An 18,471-nucleotide genomic window follows, 5' to 3' on the forward strand; every position below is an offset into this window, starting at 1 on the left:
TGGATGAAGGTTCCCTTCATCGAGCTAACTGACGGACTTGCGGCCGTACATACCTGCCACGACGGATACACCGATCGCCGCGACGACGATCTGGACGATCACCTCGATCCAGTCGATACCCGGCGTGTCCTGCACGCCGAGCAGCCGCGCGATCCACGACCCGATGAACGCGGCCGCGATACCGACCAGCAGGGTCAGCCAGATCGGGATGTTCTGCTTGCCCGGCGCGAACAACTTGCCGAGAAAGCCCAGGATCAGACCGATGATGAGCGCGCCGAGAATGCTCTCGATGGTCACGGACGCCTCCTCCCGCTACACCCCTGTTCGGGGATCTCGGTGAAAATCATCCCGTCACTCGGGAAGATCCGCAGCTTGAGAGCGCCCAGCGGTCGTTACCAGCGGCTGCCGGAGACCTGCGCCATCCACTGGTTGATCGTCGCGGTCCAGTCCGTGCCGACGGCCTGCTGGTGCGACACCGCGAAACGGCCGTAAGCGTCACCGCCCGAACGCAGCAGCCCGGCGCGCTTGTCCGCCTCCAGGATCACGTGCAGCTCGTGCGGCGTCGTGACGAACGTCAGCTCGACCTGCTTGAGGCGACCGGAGAACTGCGGCGGCGGGTAGAACTCGATCTCCTGGTAGAACGGCAGCTCCTGCGGCACGCCGTAGATGCGGCCGCGCTCGTTGTCCGCCTTGGTGAAGCGGAAACCCATGTGCCCGAACGCCTGCAGCACCGCGTCCTGCGATGGCAGCGGATGCACCCAGATCGGGTCGAGGTCGCCGGGGTCGACCGCGCCGCGGACCTCGAGCTCGGTGCGCAGGCCGAGCTGCATGCCGGACAGCTGCATGCCGCTCACGACGTTGAGCGGGCACTCGAACGGCACCGGGATCTGGAACGGCAGCGAGAGGTTCTGGTGCGGCTGGGCGACGATCCGCTGTCCCACGGAGAACTTGTGGAACTCCATGTTGGTGTTGTACTCGTTGTCGCCGCTCTCGACCTCGACGCGGGTGAGCAGCGCCAGCGTGACGTGGTCGATCTCGGCGGGGTGGTCGCCGCCGGCGATCCGCACCTCACCGGAGAGCAACTCGCCAGGACGCACATTCGGGTTGTTCAGCACCGTGTCGACAGTCGGCCCGCCCACACCGAACGCGCGCATCATCCTCTTGAACACCACTGCGGCCTCCTGAAGCCCAAATCCTTGCGGGGAAGTCTGCCTGCTGAATCGCCCAAATGCGGTGAAGCGTTCCGTTGACGCCTCAACCCCCCGATCGGTTCCGTATGGACTTCCGTTGACTTCAGATGGCAACATGCGACCGCCGTCACATACTAAGCGGTCGCTCAGGAGGATTGCCGTGCTGCTCGTCGCCAACCGGGGTGAGGTCGCCGTCCGTGTCTTGCGCGCGGCCGCTGACCTGGGCATTCGCACCGTGGCGGTGTACGCGGAGGACGACGCTTCGTCGTTGCACGTGACACTCGCGGACCGCGCCGTCGCCCTGCGTGGCCCCTCGCCGTACCTGGATGTGGATCAGATTCTGGACGCCGCTGCCGGGTGTGTCGCGGTGCATCCGGGATGGGGCTTCCTGTCCGAGAACGCTGCTTTCGCTCGCGCTTGTGAGGCGCGTGGGCTGGCGTTCGTCGGGCCGTCCGCCGACGTTCTGGAACTGCTCGGCGACAAGCGTCGTGCTCGGACACTGGCCGCGTCACTGGGGATCCCCGTGCTGGACGCCCAGCCGGGCGAGTTCCCCGTGATGGTGAAGGCTGTGCTCGGTGGCGGCGGCAAGGGCATGCGGGCTGTGTACGCGCCCGAGGACCTCGACAGTGCTGTCGAGGCGTGCCAGGCGGAGGCGCTGGCGGCGTTCGGGGCCGGGGACGTCTACCTCGAACGCCTGATGCCCTCCGCCCGGCACATCGAGGTGCAGCTGGTCGGCACGTCGGTGATCGGCGACCGCGACTGTTCCTTGCAGCTGCGGCACCAGAAGGTCGTCGAGATCGCTCCGGCTCCCCTGCTGGAACCTGGCACGCGCAAGGCGCTGCACACCGCGGCCGCCGAGATCGCCGCGGCTGCCGGCTACACCGGCGTCGGCACCGTCGAGTTCCTGGTGTCCGGCGACTCGTTCGCCTTCCTGGAGGTCAACCCGCGCCTGCAGGTCGAGCACACCGTCACCGAGATGGTGTCCGGTGTGGACCTCGTGCGCACCCAGCTCCTGCTGGCCTGGGGTGGCGACGTCGACTACACGCCTCTTGATCGCGGCTCGGCCGTGCAGGTCCGCGTGAACCAGACTTCGGGCGGCGTGCTGTCGTCGTTCGCGTTGCCTTCCGGGCCGGGCGTGCGCGTCGACACGCACGGCTACGTCGGCTACCGGGTCGGGACTCACTACGACGGCCTGCTCGCGAAGCTCGTCGTCCACGGCGAGGACCTGGACGTGGCCCTCAACCGCGCTCGGCGAGCGTTGCGCGAGTTCCGCATCGACGGTGTCTCCACCAACCTGGACTTCTTGAAGTCCTTGCTGTCGCAGGAAATCGTGGGCGCCACGACCGATTTCGTGGTCGAGGAACCTGTCGACGGCATGCGCGCGCCTCTTGCCGGCACGGTCGTGGCGGTGTCTCCCGACTCGGTCGTGCTGGAAGCGATGAAGATGCAGCACGTGGTCCGGGTGTCCGACGACGTGCTGGTGTCCGTCGGCGACACGGTCTCCGAGGGGCAACTCCTCGCGTCCGGCACGGGTGAGTCTACAGAGGACTCTTTCGAGGTCGACCTGGAGGAGATCCGCCCGGATCTGGCCGAAGTGCTCGCGCGGCACGAGTTCGACCGGCCTGAGGCTGCCGCGAAACGGCACGCCGCAGGGGGCAGGACCGCCCGCGAGAACATCGCCGACCTCTGCTCCGATTTCGTCGAGTACGGCGGTCTGGCCATCGCCGCCCAACGCGCGCGCCGCTCTCTCGACGAACTCATCGAACGCACCCCCGCCGACGGCATGGTGGCAGGCATCGGCGTCGTCAACGGCCAACGGATCGTGGCGATGTCCTACGACTACGCCGTCCTCGCCGGCACCCAAGGCCTGCGCAACCACCAGAAGAAGGACCGCCTGTTCGCCCTCGCCCAGCAGGAGAACCTGCCCGTGGTCCTCTTCGCCGAGGGCGGCGGCGGACGTCCCGGCGACACCGACCACAGCATGGTCAGCGGCCTGGACTGCGGCTCGTTCCACGCGTTCGCCCAGCTCAGCGGCCAAGTGCCCCTCATCGGCGTGGTAGCGGGCCGCTGCTTCGCGGGCAACGCCGTCCTGCTCGGCACGTGCGACGTGATCATCGCGGTCGAAGGCGCCAACATCGGCATGGGCGGCCCGGCGATGATCGAGGGAGGCGGCCTGGGCGTCTTCCGCCCGGAGGACATCGGCCCGCTCGACGTCCAGATCCCCAACGGCGTGGTCGACATCGCGGTCTCGTCCGAAGCGGAAGCCGTGGCCGTCGCCCGGAAGTACCTCTCCTACTTCCAGGACTCGACGACCGACTGGTCCTGCGAAGACCAGCGTCTCCTCCGCCACGCGGTCCCCGAGAACCGCCTCCGCGCCTACGACATCCGCAAGGTCATCGACACCCTCGCCGACACCGACTCAGTCCTGGAGCTGCGCAAGGGCTTCGGCAAGGCCATCGTCACCGCCCTAGTCCGCGTAGAAGGCCGCCCGATCGCCCTCATCGCCAACGACCCCAACGTCCTCGGCGGCGCGATCGACGCCGACGCGGCCGACAAGTGCGCCCGCTTCCTCCAACTCGCAGACGCCTTCGACATCCCGGTCGTGTCCCTCACCGACACCCCGGGCTTCATGGTCGGCCCCGAAGCCGAACGCACCGCGACCGTCCGCCACCTCACCCGCATGGTCGTGACGGGCGCGAACCTGACCGTCCCCTTCGGACTGATCATCCTCCGCAAGGCGTACGGCCTCGGCGCCCAAGCCATGGCGGCCGGATCCCTCAAGGTCCCGCAGTTCGCCATCTCCTGGCCCACCGGCGAGTTCGGCCCCATGGGCCTGGAAGGCGCCGTGAAACTCGGCTTCAAACGCGTGCTCGACGCGATCGAAGACCCGCAAGAACGCCGGCAACGGTACGACCAGATGGTCGAAGCCGCTTACGAACACGGCAAAGCGCTCAACGTCGCCAGTGTCTTCGAGATCGACGACGTGATCGACCCGGCAGACACCCGTCGCTGGATCACCACCGCGCTGGCCCCCACAACTTCCCGGCAACGACAAGGGAAGAAACGCCCGTTCATCGACACGTGGTGAAGGAGAAGCCGTGGTCAGTGTTGCCCCGGAGAAGAAGACCCTGCGCAGGCTCATGGCGGCCGGACTCGCCGGCAGCAGTATTGAGTGGTACGACTTTTTCATCTACGCAACCGCTGCGGCACTTGTGTTCCCCAAACTGTTCTTCCCTGAAGCGACCCCGATCGTCGGTCTGCTGCTGAGCTTCAGCACGTTCTGGGCCGGCTTCATCGCGAGGCCCATCGGCGGCCTGGTCTTCGGCCACGTCGGCGACAAGTTCGGCCGCAAGCCCGCCCTCGTCATCTGCCTCGCCCTGATGGCCGCCGCGACGTTCCTCATCGGCCTGCTCCCGACCTCGAGCAGCATCGGTGTCGGCGCCCCGATCCTGCTGGTGCTGCTGCGTTTCCTGCAGGGCATCGCGGTGGGCGGCCAGTGGGGCGGCGTGGTCCTGCTGCTCACCGAGTCCGCCCAGGACAACCGCAGGGGCTTCGCGGGCACGTTCGGCCAGGCAGGTGTCCCGATCGGCGTGTTCCTGGGCAACGTGGCGTTCATCCTGGCCACGACCACTCTGTCCAAGGAGGCCTTCGCGGACTGGGGCTGGCGCGTGCCGTTCCTGGCGAGCGCGCTCCTCTTCCCGGTCGTCCTCTTCATCCAGCTCAAGGTCGAGGACAGCCCGGTCTTCCGCGAGCTCAAGGAAAACCGGACGCCGGCCGCTCAAGCCCCGCTGAAGGAAGCCCTCCGCACGCACCGCAAGCCGATCCTGCTCGGCGCGGGCCTGATGTTCGCCTCCAACGCGATCTTCTACGTCTCGATCGCGGGCGTCCTCTCCTACGCCACCACCACACTCGGCCTGAGCCGTGAGTCGGTGCTGATCGTCAGCCTGCTCTCGTCGGTCGTGAGCATCCCGGTGATCCTGTGGGCGGGCCACGCCTCCGACCGCATGGGCCGCCGCCCGCTGATCATCGCGGGCGCCATCGGCCTGGTCTTGTGGGCGTTCCCGTACTTCCTGCTCGTGGACACGGGTTCGCTCGTATTGCTGTTCGTCGCCGCAACGGTCGGAGGCATCGCGTCCTCTCTCGTGTACGGCCCGATCGCCGCGTATCTGGGCGAACTGTTCGAGCCGCACGTCCGCTACTCGGGCGCCTCGCTCGCCTACCAGCTGGCGTCGATCCTGGTCAGCGGCGGCACGCCGTTCATCATGACCGCGCTGCTCGGGGCGACGGGCAGCTCGATGTCGGTCTCGGCGTTCCTGTGCCTGATGGGCCTGGCGACGCTGTTCTCGGCGCTCAAGCTCCCCGAGACGCACCGAGCGAGCTGAGCAGGGCGACCGCGTCGGCGCGCTTCGCGTCCGGCGCGTCGGTCCGCAGGAAGGTGCGCAGCTGTTCGCGGTGCTCGGGCGAGATGTCATCACCGAGCACCGCGAACACGTTGTTCATCCGGCGGTCGGGGAAGTACAACGACTTCGCCGCCCGCACGAAGGCGTCGGCGACGTCCGCCGGCACCACTCCCCGGTCGCGCGCGGCGGACAGTGCCACCCGGATGTTGACCATCGGCTCGCACAACGGCGCCAGCGTCTCCGGGTCGAACGTGATCGCGACCTCGTCGTCGGCGTCGATCTCACCGGACGCGAACAGCTCGTACACCTGTCCGACCCCGGTCATGCCGAACACGTCCAACTCCGCCGCGCGCAACGCTCCCATGCTGGACGACCCCCACATCTCGACGCCGCTGTCGAGCGCACGGAGCACTTCCTTCGGGGAGATGGACAACGACTGCATGAACTCGCCGTCGACGATGCCGATCCGCTCCGGCCGCACCGGCCGGGCGAGCAGCGCGTCGATGTCGCCGCGCTTGATCGGCGGCAGCAGCTCGACGTCGGCCAGCCCGGCCGCCACCGCCGGTTCGAGACTGGGCCCGAGGAAGACCACGGTGTTCATGCCCGCTCCAGTTCCAGTGACCGCACGGCCTCGTTCCACGCGTGGGTGGCGCGGGCGCCGATCCTGCTGCTGTCGATGCTCCACGACTCCAGACCCGGCACGATCACCCGCACGACGCTCGCCGGGATGCCCGGTGGCGACAGGTCCACGACGATCGCCTTGTCCAAGCCGCGCGCGAGGACCACGTCGAGCAGCACGCGGATGTCCGCGACCACGTCGTCGGACGGGCGGGACGGCAGGTCCCGGAAGCGGATCGCGGCTGTCGGCGCCGTCGCCCACGAACCCTCGTCGGTCTTCGACGCGCGCTGGGCGTGCCACTGCGACTTGTGCACGTCCGACCCCGGCAAGGTGATGTCCTCGCGCAACGCCTGCATGTCGACGGCCCGGCACTGGGCCACCTCCGTGATGGCGCGCAGCACCGCCACCTCGGCGTCCGGGTGCGTGCCGATGCCGTGGTGGCCGTACGAGAACGTCGGGGCCAGGTCCTCGACGGAGACCGCGAAGACGCTCGGCACCCCCGAGACGCCGGTGATGTTCTTCAGCCGCAACGAGACTCCGGCCAGTTCGAACATCTCCACGAGACGCGCCGCGCTGTCCGGCAGGCTGTCCAGCTCGATGTCCGGGTACCTCTGCCGCAGTGGCAGGGCGTCGGCGGGGTCGAGCTGGGCGCTGAGGTAGTGGGCCACGAGCTCGGCCATCGTCCAGTCGTCCCGCTCGATCAACTCGGACAGCGCGTGGCAGACGGCCTCCTCCACGGTGTTGCCCGAGGCGATGCCGTTGGTCGTGGCGACCGCGCTGCACGGCGTCTCGTGCCACGCCACGTGGTAGCCGGCGATGAACGCGGGCACGAGCACCGTGCTCCCGCTCAGCAGGTCGTGCCCCTCCACCCACGAGATGGGTGTGCTCTCGGTCCACCTCGGGTGCGGCTGCAGCAGGCATTCGCGCGGGTCGAGCACCGGCGTCCCCGCGAGCTCCGCGTACGGCGCCACCGCCACGGGTCGCGCCGGCAGCGCCGCGGCGTACCGCTCAACCGCCTCCATCACGGCCGACGTCCGCGCGGCCACCGCCGTGGTGCCCTTGCCGTTGTAGACCGAGATGACGTCGTTGGACCGCGGCGCGATCGCGCTGTAGACGGGGATCCCGATGCGGTCGAGTCCGGTGATGTCCGCGACCCTGGTCACCCCGATCGTGCGCAGATGAGGTGAGACCGCCCGCCAGGTGTCCTCGGCGGTGCGTTCACGATGAGTGCCGTTTCCCGCGATCTTCGCGGCGTGTTCCCGCAACAACGTCCTACCCCCCTTTGTCCACGGGGTGGCCGGGCCCCCGATCCCGGCCACCCCGCGCGCCATCAGTCGACCTGTGCGATCAACGCGACGCCGGTGCCCGCGAGGCCCTGCGTCATTCCGCTCGACCGAGCCGACTCCATGAACTCCTGGAGCCGCGCCGACGACATGTCGGCCAGGTCCGCGAGCTGCTGGTTCTCCATGGTGTTTCCCCCTCTCCGTTGTTCCTGGCCGATCTTGGAGGAGGGGCGTTGCAGAAACGTTGAAGCCCTCGTCCGGGGTCGTTCGCCCCGCGCCCTCTGGTAATCCTGGTCGGGCCACCGAGAAACAAGGGGGAATCACGTGTCCGACAAGGTCTGGCTGATCACCGGCGCCAACAGCGGCTTCGGCCGTGCGATCGCGGAAGCTGCCATCGGAGCGGGCGACCGGGTGGTGGCCGCCGCACGCCGCACCGAAAGCCTCGACGATCTGGTGCGCGCCCACCCGAACCACGTCGTCCCGGTCCAGCTCGACGTCACCGACCACGAGGCCATCCGCACCGCGGTCGCCAACGTCATCGCCGAAGAAGGCCGCATCGACGTCCTCGTCAACAACGCCGGTCGCACCCACGTAGGTGCCGTGGAAGAAACCACCGACGAGGACCTCCGCAGCCTCTTCGACGTCCACCTGTTCGGCCCGGCCGCGCTCATCAGGGCCGTGCTTCCGCACATGCGCGCACAGCAGAAGGGCGCCATCGTGCAGATGAGCAGCATCGGCGGGCAGCTGTCGTTCGCGGGCTTCGGTGCGTACAGCGCCACCAAGTGCGCGCTCGAAGGCCTGAGCGAGGCCCTCGCCGACGAGGTCAAGTCGTTCGGGATCAAAGTCCTCATCGTCGAGCCCGGCGCGTTCCGCACGAGCCTGTTCGAGAACGGCAGCGGCTCCGCGGACTCCGAGGTCTACGCCGACTCCGCGGGCAAGACCCGGCAGATGGTCGAGGCGAACGCGGGCAAGCAGCCCGGCGACCCGCGGAAGGCCGCCCAAGCCGTCCTGAAAGCCCTCGACGCCGCCGAGACGCCGCTCAGGCTGCCGCTGGGCCCGGACTCCGTGGACGGCCTCCTGGCGCACCTCAGCCAGGTCAAAGCCGACATCGAGCGATGGGAGAAGGTTGCCCGCGAGACCCAACTGGACGGATGAACCGGACAAAACGAGCCTTCACTGTCAAGACCTCTGCGGAACCCTGAGCCGATGCCGTACGTTGCTGCGTCGTGACCACTCTCATGGCGCGCTTCAAGCAGCGGATGCGCCGGTTCGCGCAGAAACCGGCGTCGGTTGACCTCGCCCCGTTCTCGGCACTGCTGGGAGACGTGGAGAAACACGCGGACACCTTCAAGGCGTTCACCGACGAGGAGCTGACGGCACACGCCGCGAAGCTGCGCGAAGAGCACGACGACACCGAGCTGGTGGCCCTCACGCGTGAGGCCGCCGAGCGTGCGATCGGGCAGCGTCCGTTCGACGTGCAGGTGCTCGGCGCGCTGGGCATGCTCAGCGGGCTCGTCGTCGAGATGGCCACCGGTGAGGGCAAGACGCTCGCCGGTGCCATGGCCGCGGCCGGGTTCGCCATCAAGGGCAAGCGCGTCCACGTGGTCAGCGTCAACGACTACCTCGCCCAGCGCGACGCGGAGTGGATGGGCCCGCTGTACCGGCTGCTCGGCGTCACGGTCGGCTGGATCAACGGCAGCTCGAAGGCCGAGGAGCGCCGCGAGGCCTACCAGTGCGAGGTCACGTACGCACCGGTCAGCGAGATCGGCTTCGACATCCTGCGCGACCGGATCGTCACGAAGCCCGAAGACCTGATCGTCCCCGAGCAGGAGGTCGCGCTGATCGACGAGGCCGACTCGGTGCTCGTCGACGAAGCTCGCGTGCCGCTCGTGCTGGCCGGTTCGACCAGTGCCGAGGCCGCCGACCCCGTCATCGCGGACCTGGTGAAGCGCCTGCGGCAGAACCTGCACTACGAGATCGACGACGAAGAGCGCAACGTCTTCCTCACCGGTGCCGGCTCCGAGGCCGTCGAGCGCGCGCTCGGCGAGATCGACCTGTACTCGCAGGAGCACGTCACGTCCACGCTGTCGAAGGTGAACGTCGCCCTGCACGCCCAGGTGCTGCTGCACCGCGACGTCGACTACATCGTGCGCGACGGCAAGGTGCACCTGATCAACGACACGCGTGGCCGCGTCGCGAAGCTGCAGCGCTGGCCGGACGGCCTGCAGGCCGCGGTCGAGGCCAAGGAGAACGTCCAGACCACCGAGTCGGGCGAGATCCTGGACTCGATGACGGTGCAGGCGCTGCTGTCCCGGTACCCGACGCGCTGCGGCATGACCGGTACCGCAGTCGCCGTCGCGGAAACCCTGCGCGAGTTCTACGAGCTCGAGGTGCTCGTGATCCCGCCGAACAAGGAGAACATCCGCGAGGACGAGCACTTCCGCCTCTACGCGACGCTGGAGCAGAAGGAAGACGCGATCGTCGAGGAGATCAAGACCGTCCACGAGACCGGGCGGCCGATCCTCGTCGGCACGCTCGATGTCGCGGAGTCCGAGCGGATCTCCTCCAAGCTGCGCGAAGCCGGCATCGAGTGCGTGGTGCTGAACGCGAAGAACGACGCCGAGGAAGCGTCGATCATCGCCGACGCCGGCTCGTACCAGCGCGTCACCGTCTCCACGCAGATGGCCGGCCGCGGTACGGACATCCGCCTGGGCGGCCACGAGGGCGAGGACCACGACCGGATCGCCGAGCTGGGCGGCCTGTACGTGATCGGCACCGGCCGCCACTCGTCCTCACGCCTGGACGACCAGCTGCGCGGCCGAGCCGGCCGTCAGGGCGACCCCGGCGGCTCGGTGTTCTTCTCCTCCATGCACGACGACCTCATCACCCAGTACGCGCCGGACGCCGAGGATCCGTCCGAAGTGGACGGCGATGGCCGGGTGCACGACAAGGGCCTGCTGCACACCTTCGAGCACGCGCAGCGCGTCGCCGAGGGCGTGAACCTGGAGATCCACCGCAACACCTGGCGCTACAACAAGCTCATCGAGCACCAGCGCGACCTGCTGCTCAAGCACCGCGACGTGGTGCTGCGCACGGACGCGGCGCTCGAGAAGCTGGGCAAGAAGGAAGGCGTCTCCGACGAGGTGGCCGGTGACGCCGCCCGCAAGATCACGCTCTTCTACCTCGACGACCTGTGGACGCACCACCTGACGTTCCTGTCGGACCTGCGCGAGGGCATCCACCTGCGCGCGCTGGCCAGGCAGAACCCGCTCGACGAGTTCCACCGCGAGGCCATCCCGGCGTTCAACAAGATCGTGCCGGAGTCGTGGGAGCAGGCTCAGGACAAGTACGACGCCGCGAAGATCACCGATGACGGCTACGACCTCGCGGACTCCGGCGTGAAGCGCCCGAGCTCGACGTGGACGTATCTGGTGCACGACAACCCGTTCGGCTCCGGGCTCGAGGAGACGATGAAGGGTCTGGTCAAGATGGTGCGCGGCCAGCGCCGCTGAGCTTCATCCGTTTGGAATCAAGTCATCTGCAGGTCTGGCGGGCCGGGGCAAAGCCTCGGCCCGTCTGCTCGTGGTCATCTCCTCGGTGAGCGCTCTGATCTCAGCGAGGATGTCCAGGTGCTCCTGCGACGGCGGCGGCCCAACGAGGTTGGACCGGTTGTGCGCCGTCCGTTCCGCGCGCTCGGCCAGCTGCCGGATGCGGCGGAGGAGATCGTGCTCCCCGTCCGGGAGCAAGAAGTCCGTCTGCTCCATCACCCGTGCAAGCTTTCGCGTGCACGGGTGACGCGTCGATCCCCTAGTCGGCTGATTCCAGTTTCTGGACCAGCCACTCGTGGAAACCGCCGATGTGGTGCTCCGAGGGCACCAGCACTCCGCCGCGCGCGTAAGCACGCGAGGCCATCGCGGGCTGGCAACGCTCGCAGGCTTCGAAGTCCTGCTCGTTCACCCGGTGGAACAGCTCGACCGAGCGAGTGACGTCACGCCCGGTGTCGACCACTTCCTTTGCGTACAACCAATCGCACTCGACGATCGTGCGGTCGACGGCCACCGGGTACATGCGGTGCAGGATCACGTGGTCCGGCACGAGGTTGATGAAGACCTGCGGCTTGATGGTGATCGCGTAGTACTTCCGGTCGCGTTCCTCGTCCAGGGCGGCAAGTTTTTCGAAGCCCTCGCCGCCGTCGACGGTGAAGCCCTTGATCTCGTCGCCGAACTCCGCGCCGTGCCCGACGTAGTACTGCGCCGCGTACCCGTCGGCGAACTCGGGCAGCACCTCCGTCAGCTCGGGGTGGATCGTCGCGCAGTGGTAGCACTCCATGAAGTTCTCGATGATCAGCTTCCAGTTGGCCTTGACGTCGTAGACGATTCGTTTGCCCACGGACAACTGGTCGATCTCGTAGCCGTCGATGCCCTCGAGCGAGCCGAGGCGTTCCGTCACGGCGCTGAGGACGTCCTCCTCGAAGCTGGGCGGGTCGTCCGCGAGATTCACCCAGGCGTAGCCGAGCCACTCCCGCAGATGCACTTTCGTCAGGCCGTATTCCACCCGGTCGACGTCCGGCATCGAGGTGAGGTTCGGCGCGGCGATCAGCTTGCCGTCCAACGCGTACGTCCACGCGTGGTACGGGCACTGGAACGCCCGCTTGACGCTGCCCGCCTCGTCGACGCAGATCCGCGCGCCACGATGCCGGCAGACGTTCAGGAACGCGTTGAGCGCGCCGTGGCGGTCCCGCGCGATCAGCACGCTCTCCCGCCCGACCTGCACGGTGCGGAAGTCGCCGGGGTTCGCGAGGTCACCCGACTTGACCGCGCAGAACCACATCTTCTCGAAGATCTTCGCCTGCTCGTCGGCGAAGATCCCCGGGTCCGTGTAGTACCGGCCCTCAAGGGTGGAGATCAGGCTGCCGGTCATGCTCCGCCTCTCAGACGCTTCATCTCGGGGTCGAACAACGGCTCCTGCGCCGGCCGCGCCTTCACGCGCTCGCCGAAGTACTCGATCTCCACCTCGCCGACGCCCGCGGGCAGCCACGCGTAGGCGATGTTGAGCCCGGTCGTGTACCCGTACGCCGCGCTCGTCACGTACCCGACCGGCTTCCCCTGGTGGAAAACAGGTTCGCTGCCCAGGACGACGCTGTGCGGGTCGTCGATGACGAGGCAGGTGAGCAACTTGTCGCTGGAACGCTTGTCGAGCGCGGCCTTACCGAGGAAGTCCTTGTCCTTGCGCACCGCGAACCCGATCCCCGCTTCGAACGGGTCGTGCTCGTCGGTCATGTCAGTGCCCCACGACCGGTACCCCTTCTCCAGCCTCAGGCTGTTGAACGCCCCGCGCCCGGCCGCGATCACCCCGAGCTCCTGCCCTGCCTCCCACAACGTGTCCCACAGCTTCGGCCCGAGGTCCGCCGTGGTGTACAGCTCCCAGCCGAGTTCGCCCACATAGGACAGTCGCAGCGCCGTCACCGGAACGTTCTTGATGAACGCCTTCTGCGCGGTGAAGTAGCCCTTGCCCGTGTCCAGCGAGTGCGGCAGCCGCTCCACGAGATCACGCGCGAGCGGCCCCCACAGCCCGATGCAGCACGTCCCGGCCGTGATGTCGCGGATGAAGACGTCGTCCGGCGCGTGCTTGGTGAGCCACGCGAGGTCGAGGTTGCCGTTCGCACCGACCTGGAAGGTCTGAGCGTCGAGCCGCGCGATCGTGAGGTCGCTCCGCACGCCGCCGGTCTCGTCCAGCAGCAGCGTGTAGACCACGGCGCCGGGCTTGCGGTTGAGGTTGTTGGTCGTCATGCGCTGCAAGAACTCCAGCGCCCCCGGCCCGCTGACCTCCAGCCGCTTCAACGGCGTCATGTCGAACATCGCCACGCGCTTGCGGGTCACCAGCGCCTCGGCCCCGCAGATCGGCGACCAGTACCGGCTCGCCCACTCACCCCGCCCAGGCACTTCCGCGACCTCGGGCAGCGACGCGTTGACCTCGTACCAGTGCGGCCGCTCCCACCCGGACGCCTCCAGGAAGAACGCGCCCAAGTCCTTCTGCCGCTCGTAGAACGGGCTCGTGCGCAGCGGCCGCGGGCTTTCCATGGGCTGCAACGGGTGCAGCACGTCGTACACCTCGACGAAGTTCTGGCAGCTGCGTTCGAGCACGTAGTCCGGCGCGAGCTGCACCTGCTCGAACCTGTTGAGGTCACTGGAATGCAGGTCCAGCTGCGGCTGCCCGTCCACGATCCACTCTGCCATCGCCTTGGCCACTCCGGCGGAGTGCGTGATCCACACCGCCTCCGCGACCCAGAACCCTTGCACGCCGGGGTGTTCGCCGAGCAACGGCATCCCGTCGCTGGTGAACGAGAACAGCCCGTTGAACCCGCGGTCCAGCCCTGCCTCGGCCAACGCGGGGATCAGCTCGACGGCGGCTTCCCACGACGGCTCGAAATCTTCCTTGGTGAACGGCTCCTCGGAGCCGGTGATGTCCTGCGCCCTGATCGGCATGGGCCGATGCCCGTACGCCCCGATCCCCACCGCCCGACCGTGCGACCGGAAGTAGAGATCGGCTTCCTGATGCCGCAGAATGGGTTGCTTGGCAAGCTCTTCCGCGCTGACGTTCAGGTTGCCGGTGAACGCGTACTGGTGTGCCATGGGCACCAGCGGGATGGTCAGCCCGACCATGTCGCCCAGCACCGGCCCCCACATCCCGGCGCACGACACGACGATGTCGGCGGGATAGGTGTCCGTCTCGGTGCGCACTCCGGCAACCCGGTCACCGGAAGTCTCGACCGCGACGACCTTCTGCCCGAACTCGAACCGCGCACCCCGCTCGATGGCCCGCCGCGCCTGGATCTCGGCCGCCAGCACCGGCTTCGCCAGCCCGTCGCTCGGAATCAGGAACCCGCCCAGCAGCCGTTCCCGGTCCACCAGCGGATGCAACGCCGCCACCTCGTCAGCGTCGATCAGCCGGCTCTGCACACCCCACGACGTGGCCCACCCGTGCCGCCGCGTGAGGTCAGCCAGCCGCTCGGAGGTCGTCGCGATCTCCAGCCCGCCGATCTGGTCGAAGCACCCGAGCCCGGTGTACTTCTCGACCGTATAGCGCGCGAAGGCCGTCATGCTCCGGCAGGAGTTCGTCTGGAACACGAGCCCCGGCGCGTGGCTGCTGGAACCGCCCGCGGCGAGACCCTGCGCCTGGTCCAGGACCGTGACGTCGGTGAAACCCCGTTCGGTGAGCTCGTCGGCCAGCGCACAGCCGACAATGCCCGCCCCCACGAGCACCACGCGAGGCACCTCTCCAGGCATCTGGAACCCCTTCGCCGCCGTTGCGCGGAACGGAACTTGTTCCGCTATCTGCAACAAGGTGCGTCCAGCACGTCCTGCTGTCAATACCGCCGTTCGAGCGTCGCCTGTTTGACGCTGGGTGAAAGCGGGCAATGAGGGAGGTTCAGCTTCCATTCGTACAAGGCGGGCGACCGGCCCGGCCGCCAGCATGGACCGCATGCCGACCTGGGACGAAGTGGTGGAGACGGCCGAACGGTTGCCGGAGGTGGAAGAGACCACCTGGTACCGGACCCCGTCGCTGAGGGTCGCCGGCAAGGGGTTCGCCCGGCTGCGCACCGAGGCCGAGGGCGGGCTCATGCTCCTGTGCGACCTGGACGAGAAAGCCGCACTGCTGGCGTCAGGCGACCCGGCTTTCTACACGACGCCGCACTACGACGGTCACGGGTCGATCCTGGTCGACCTGGAGAAGGTCGATCCGAGCCAGCTGACGGAACTGATCGAGGAGGCGTGGCGGATCAGAGCCCCGGCCAGGCTCAAATGAGGAGCATGGCGCCCTGACGTCGCGCACAATCGCCTGCATGGAGTCCGCGACCCTGCACACGGTGGCGCGCAGGTACCTGATGAGCCGCAACGACAAGCTCCACGCCGAGTACGCCGACGTCCAGAAGCACACCCGGCGGATGACCGGCGCCCCCGGCAACTACGCCGACGAGGAGAAGCGGATCTACCCCCGCTACAACGTCGTGGACGCGATGCTGCGAGAGGTCGAGCGCCTCGACCCGGACGACCTGCCGCCGCCCGCGCGCCTCGCCACCGCCCTCGCCACGGCCGCGAGCACGGCGCAGTCGGTCTTCACCACGAATCTCGGCCCGATCGAGGCCGAGGCGACCGCCGCCGAACGCGAGCTGTTCCGCCGGGCGATCAAGGGGTGGCTCGCCGCGCCGGACCCGCAGGTCGAGCCGCTGCCCTACCGCCGCGTCTTGAGCGACGAGGAGGCGGAGGGATGGCGCCGCCGGCTCGAACAGCGGTGGGGCTTCGAGCGGAACATGACCGAGTGGCATCCGATCATCGGCGACGTGCCGGAGGGCGTCATCGCGCTGAACTCAGCCGCGGTGTGGGACGGCCCCGGCACCGAACTGGTCCGGGCCGCGCTGCGGGACATGGGCCTGCGCAGGGTGATCGAGATCAGGGAGCACGGTGACCCGGGCTCCCTGCTGGACCTCGACGCGTTCGAACCGACCTACACCGGCGCGGAGGGCATCTGGACCGACGAGACGCTCGAGTGGGTCGCCTACGCCTCGCACGAGGCGTCAGTGGCCTTCGCCGGAACGCTCGCCGACCGTCTCAGGTCCTCCTGGCCGGACCTGGACGACTGGGCCTGGGCTCCCTGGTGGGATCAGCCCGCGAAGTAGCCGAGCTGCGCCGAGAGGTCCCCCGCCGCCGACACCATCGCCGGCACGATCTGCTCGACCCGTTCCCGCGACAACCGGTACGACGGACCGGAAGCGCTCATCGCCGCCACGACCTCACCCCGATGCCCCCGCACCGGCACGGCCACCGCGTGCAGCCCCAGCTCCAGCTCCTCGAAGCACGCCGCGTACCCCTGCTCAGCCACCGTTTCCAGCTCGGACAAAAGCCGCGAAGCGTCCACGACGGTATTGGACGTGTACGAGTCGAGCGGTAGCGAGACGAGCCGCTTGCGCTCGTCCAGGTCGAGGTAGGCGAGCAGGACCTTGCCGGACGACGTGGCGTGCAGGGGCGTGCGCTGACCGATCCAGTTCACGGCCGACACGGCTGCCGAACCGCGGGCCTGGGTGATGTTGATGGCGACCCCGGCGTCGTGCACGGCGATGTTCACGGTCTCGCCGAACGAGTCCGCGAGCGTCTGGCACACGGGCTGCCCGAGCTTGCTCAGGTCCATCCGGCCGGTCGCCGCACCGGCCAACCGGACCACGCCGAAACCGATGGCGTACTTGCCTCTTTCCCCGAGTTGCTCGACCAGGCCGCGGGACTCCAGCACGGAGACGAGTCTGGACACCGTGGACTTGTGCACACCCAGCTCACCTGCGATTTCGGTGATACCGGCCTCGCCTTGGGCCAGTAGTTCCAGCACGCTGATGGCTCGATCGACGGACTGCACCTGAGCTGCCGAGTCGGAGTTGCTCATCGCGCAACAGTAACCGGCAGGCAAAACAACCTGCTGGCCTCTTGACGGCGCGCCGCCTGAGCCGCACATTGTGTTGCGTCATTCGGAACGCGTGCCGCGTAACGCAACGGAGGCCCGACGATGATCCGCGCCTGCGCTCTCATGGACCTGCCCCCGGGAGAGGCGGTGCGCATCGTCGGTCCTCATGCCCCGATCGCGGTGTTCAACGCCGACGGTGTGCTGTATGCAGTCGACGACACCTGCACCCACCAGGACGCCTCCCTCAGCGAGGGATGGCTGGAGGGCTGCTTCGTCGAATGCCCACTGCATGCTGCGTCCTTCGACCTTCGCACCGGCGAGCCCACTTGTCTGCCCGCCAAAAGACCGGTGAAGACCTATCCCGTCTTTGTGGAGGATGGAGTGGTCTATGTCGATGCCGAAGTGAACAAGGACGTGGCGTGAGGACGATCGCGATCATCGGCGCTTCGCTCGCCGGTTTGAGGTCGGCGCAGGCACTGCGCCAGCAGGGGTACGACGGACGGCTCGTCATCGTGGGCGACGAGATCCATCTCCCCTACGACCGGCCTCCTCTCTCGAAGGACTTCCTCCTCGGCAAGGTCGAGGCGGTCCCGCTCGCCGACCAGGAGGACCTCGACGCCCTCGACGCCGACTGGCGGCTCGGCGTCCAGGCCACCGGACTGCTCTCCAGCCAAGAGGTCGCGCTCAGCGACGGCACCACGGTCGAGGCCGACGGGTTCGTCATCGCGACCGGCGGTATACCGCGGACGATCTCCAACACACACGTCCTGCGCACCCTCGACGACGCCGTCAAGCTCCGCGACGCCATCAACAACGCCCAGCACGTCGGCGTCATCGGCGCGGGCTTCATCGGCGCGGAGATCGCGTCGAGTGCGCGCGCCCTGGGCAAGGACGTCACCGTCGTCGAGGCGCTTCCGGCACCCCTCATGCGTGTACTCGGCGCGGAGATGGGCGCTGCATGTGGACAACTGCATGACGACCACGGATCAACGTTGATCACCGGAATCAATGTTGATTCAGTCAACATTGACGGCCAAATCAACCTCGCTGATGGACGTCAGGTCAACGCCGACGTCGTCATCGCGGGTATCGGCACCCGGCCGGCGACGGACTGGCTCGCCGGCGGACCCGTCAAGGTCGACAACGGCGTCGTGTGCGACGCGGGCGGTGTCACGAACGTGAAGAACGTCGTGGCCGTCGGCGACGTCGCCAACTGCGCCGGCCATCGGGCCGAGCACTGGACGTCCGCGACCGAGCAGGCGCACATCGCCACCCGCAACTTGCTCGCGGGCGAGACGGTCGCGACGCACACCAACGGCGGCTACGTCTGGTCCGATCAGTACGGCGTGCGGATCCAGTTCATCGGACGGGCGACGAACGACGTTCGCGTCGAAGATGGGTCCATCGAGGACCGGAAGTTCGTGGCGACCTATCGAGACGCACAGAACCCAGAAGATGTTGTCGGCATTGTGGCAATGAGCAACGCTCGACTTTTCACCCGACTGCGCAGGAATCTCAGGTAGAGACGG

At 68.0% G+C, this 18,471-nt stretch carries 16 protein-coding genes; 8 read left to right on the plus strand and 8 right to left on the minus strand.

Annotation, left to right across the window (positions count from 1 at the left end):
• Positions 1–24 precede the first annotated feature (24 nt).
• Both UK23_RS29200 and UK23_RS29205 read right to left on the minus strand, forming a co-directional pair.
• Entirely contained in the window at positions 25–297 is a 273-nt protein-coding gene (locus UK23_RS29200) for a GlsB/YeaQ/YmgE family stress response membrane protein (protein WP_045314881.1), read from the minus strand.
• 95 nt (positions 298–392) lie between these two features.
• Positions 393–1,172, minus strand: a complete 780-nt coding sequence (locus tag UK23_RS29205; protein WP_045314882.1) for a sporulation protein — start codon at positions 1,170–1,172, stop codon at positions 393–395.
• Positions 1,173–1,350: 178 nt separating this feature from the next.
• Here UK23_RS29205 and UK23_RS29210 point away from each other — a divergent pair, with 178 nt between their 5' ends.
• Together UK23_RS29210 and UK23_RS29215 are read left to right on the plus strand one after the other, a co-directional pair.
• Positions 1,351–4,278: a carboxyl transferase domain-containing protein gene (locus tag UK23_RS29210; RefSeq protein WP_330770319.1), complete on the plus strand. Its 2,928-nt coding sequence runs from the start codon at positions 1,351–1,353 to the stop codon at positions 4,276–4,278.
• Positions 4,279–4,288: 10 nt separating this feature from the next.
• A complete protein-coding gene (locus UK23_RS29215) occupies positions 4,289–5,572 on the plus strand; it encodes an MFS transporter (RefSeq protein ID WP_045314884.1) in 1,284 nt (427 codons plus the stop codon).
• On the opposite strand, the gene UK23_RS29220 is transcribed toward UK23_RS29215, so the two are convergent.
• The 3 genes from UK23_RS29220 to UK23_RS51965 all read right to left on the minus strand — a co-directional run bounded on the left by UK23_RS29220 (position 5,541) and on the right by UK23_RS51965 (position 7,677).
• Positions 5,541–6,191: a TfuA-like protein gene (locus UK23_RS29220; RefSeq protein WP_045314885.1), complete on the minus strand. Its 651-nt coding sequence runs from the start codon at positions 6,189–6,191 to the stop codon at positions 5,541–5,543. The two genes, UK23_RS29215 and UK23_RS29220, sit on opposite strands and share 32 nt — an antisense overlap.
• Positions 6,188–7,477 (minus strand): YcaO-like family protein, encoded by a 1,290-nt coding sequence (locus tag UK23_RS29225; protein WP_045314886.1) that lies wholly within the window; start codon positions 7,475–7,477, stop codon positions 6,188–6,190. Before UK23_RS29225 ends, UK23_RS29220 begins: the two co-directional genes overlap by 4 nt.
• Positions 7,478–7,539: 62 nt before the next feature.
• Entirely contained in the window at positions 7,540–7,677 is a 138-nt protein-coding gene (locus UK23_RS51965) for a hypothetical protein (RefSeq protein ID WP_156213457.1), read from the minus strand.
• Positions 7,678–7,816: 139 nt separating this feature from the next.
• On the opposite strand from UK23_RS51965, the gene UK23_RS29230 reads away from it, so the two are divergent.
• Positions 7,817–8,647 carry an oxidoreductase gene (locus tag UK23_RS29230; RefSeq protein ID WP_045314887.1) on the plus strand — a complete coding sequence of 277 codons (831 nt, stop codon included), beginning with the start codon at positions 7,817–7,819 and terminating at the stop codon, positions 8,645–8,647.
• 71 nt (positions 8,648–8,718) lie between these two features.
• Positions 8,719–11,004, plus strand: coding sequence for an accessory Sec system translocase SecA2 (gene secA2 / locus UK23_RS29235; protein WP_196777939.1), 2,286 nt, complete (start codon positions 8,719–8,721; stop codon positions 11,002–11,004).
• A gap of 295 nt (positions 11,005–11,299) precedes the next feature.
• Here secA2 and UK23_RS29245 read toward each other — a convergent pair whose 3' ends face one another.
• Positions 11,300–12,412: an aromatic ring-hydroxylating oxygenase subunit alpha gene (locus tag UK23_RS29245; RefSeq protein WP_045314888.1), complete on the minus strand. Its 1,113-nt coding sequence runs from the start codon at positions 12,410–12,412 to the stop codon at positions 11,300–11,302.
• Positions 12,409–14,778, minus strand: coding sequence for a GcvT family protein (locus tag UK23_RS29250; RefSeq protein ID WP_045314889.1), 2,370 nt, complete (start codon positions 14,776–14,778; stop codon positions 12,409–12,411). Before UK23_RS29250 ends, UK23_RS29245 begins: the two co-directional genes overlap by 4 nt.
• 196 nt (positions 14,779–14,974) lie before the next feature.
• On the opposite strand from UK23_RS29250, the gene UK23_RS29255 reads away from it, so the two are divergent.
• Both UK23_RS29255 and UK23_RS29260 read left to right on the plus strand, forming a co-directional pair.
• The gene (locus tag UK23_RS29255; protein WP_045314890.1) at positions 14,975–15,298 is read left to right on the plus strand and encodes an MmcQ/YjbR family DNA-binding protein; all 324 of its coding nucleotides are present in this window, start codon (positions 14,975–14,977) and stop codon (positions 15,296–15,298) included.
• A 37-nt stretch (positions 15,299–15,335) separates the two neighbouring features.
• Positions 15,336–16,169 (plus strand): hypothetical protein, encoded by an 834-nt coding sequence (locus tag UK23_RS29260; RefSeq protein WP_045314891.1) that lies wholly within the window; start codon positions 15,336–15,338, stop codon positions 16,167–16,169.
• Here UK23_RS29260 and UK23_RS29265 read toward each other — a convergent pair.
• Complete coding sequence (locus tag UK23_RS29265; RefSeq protein ID WP_045314892.1) at positions 16,154–16,924, minus strand: IclR family transcriptional regulator; 771 nt, start codon at positions 16,922–16,924, stop codon at positions 16,154–16,156. The genes UK23_RS29260 and UK23_RS29265 overlap by 16 nt on opposite strands.
• A 120-nt stretch (positions 16,925–17,044) precedes the next feature.
• Here UK23_RS29265 and UK23_RS29270 point away from each other — a divergent pair, with 120 nt between their 5' ends.
• On the plus strand, positions 17,045–17,365 hold the full coding sequence (locus UK23_RS29270) for a bifunctional 3-phenylpropionate/cinnamic acid dioxygenase ferredoxin subunit (protein WP_045314893.1): 321 nt from the start codon (positions 17,045–17,047) through the stop codon (positions 17,363–17,365).
• Positions 17,362–18,465: an NAD(P)/FAD-dependent oxidoreductase gene (locus UK23_RS29275; protein ID WP_045314894.1), complete on the plus strand. Its 1,104-nt coding sequence runs from the start codon at positions 17,362–17,364 to the stop codon at positions 18,463–18,465. The genes UK23_RS29270 and UK23_RS29275 overlap by 4 nt, the downstream gene beginning before the upstream one ends.
• Positions 18,466–18,471: the final 6 nt, after the last annotated feature.

The organism is Lentzea aerocolonigenes (assembly GCF_000955955.1).
GTDB classification, from domain to species: domain Bacteria; phylum Actinomycetota; class Actinomycetes; order Mycobacteriales; family Pseudonocardiaceae; genus Lentzea; species Lentzea aerocolonigenes_A.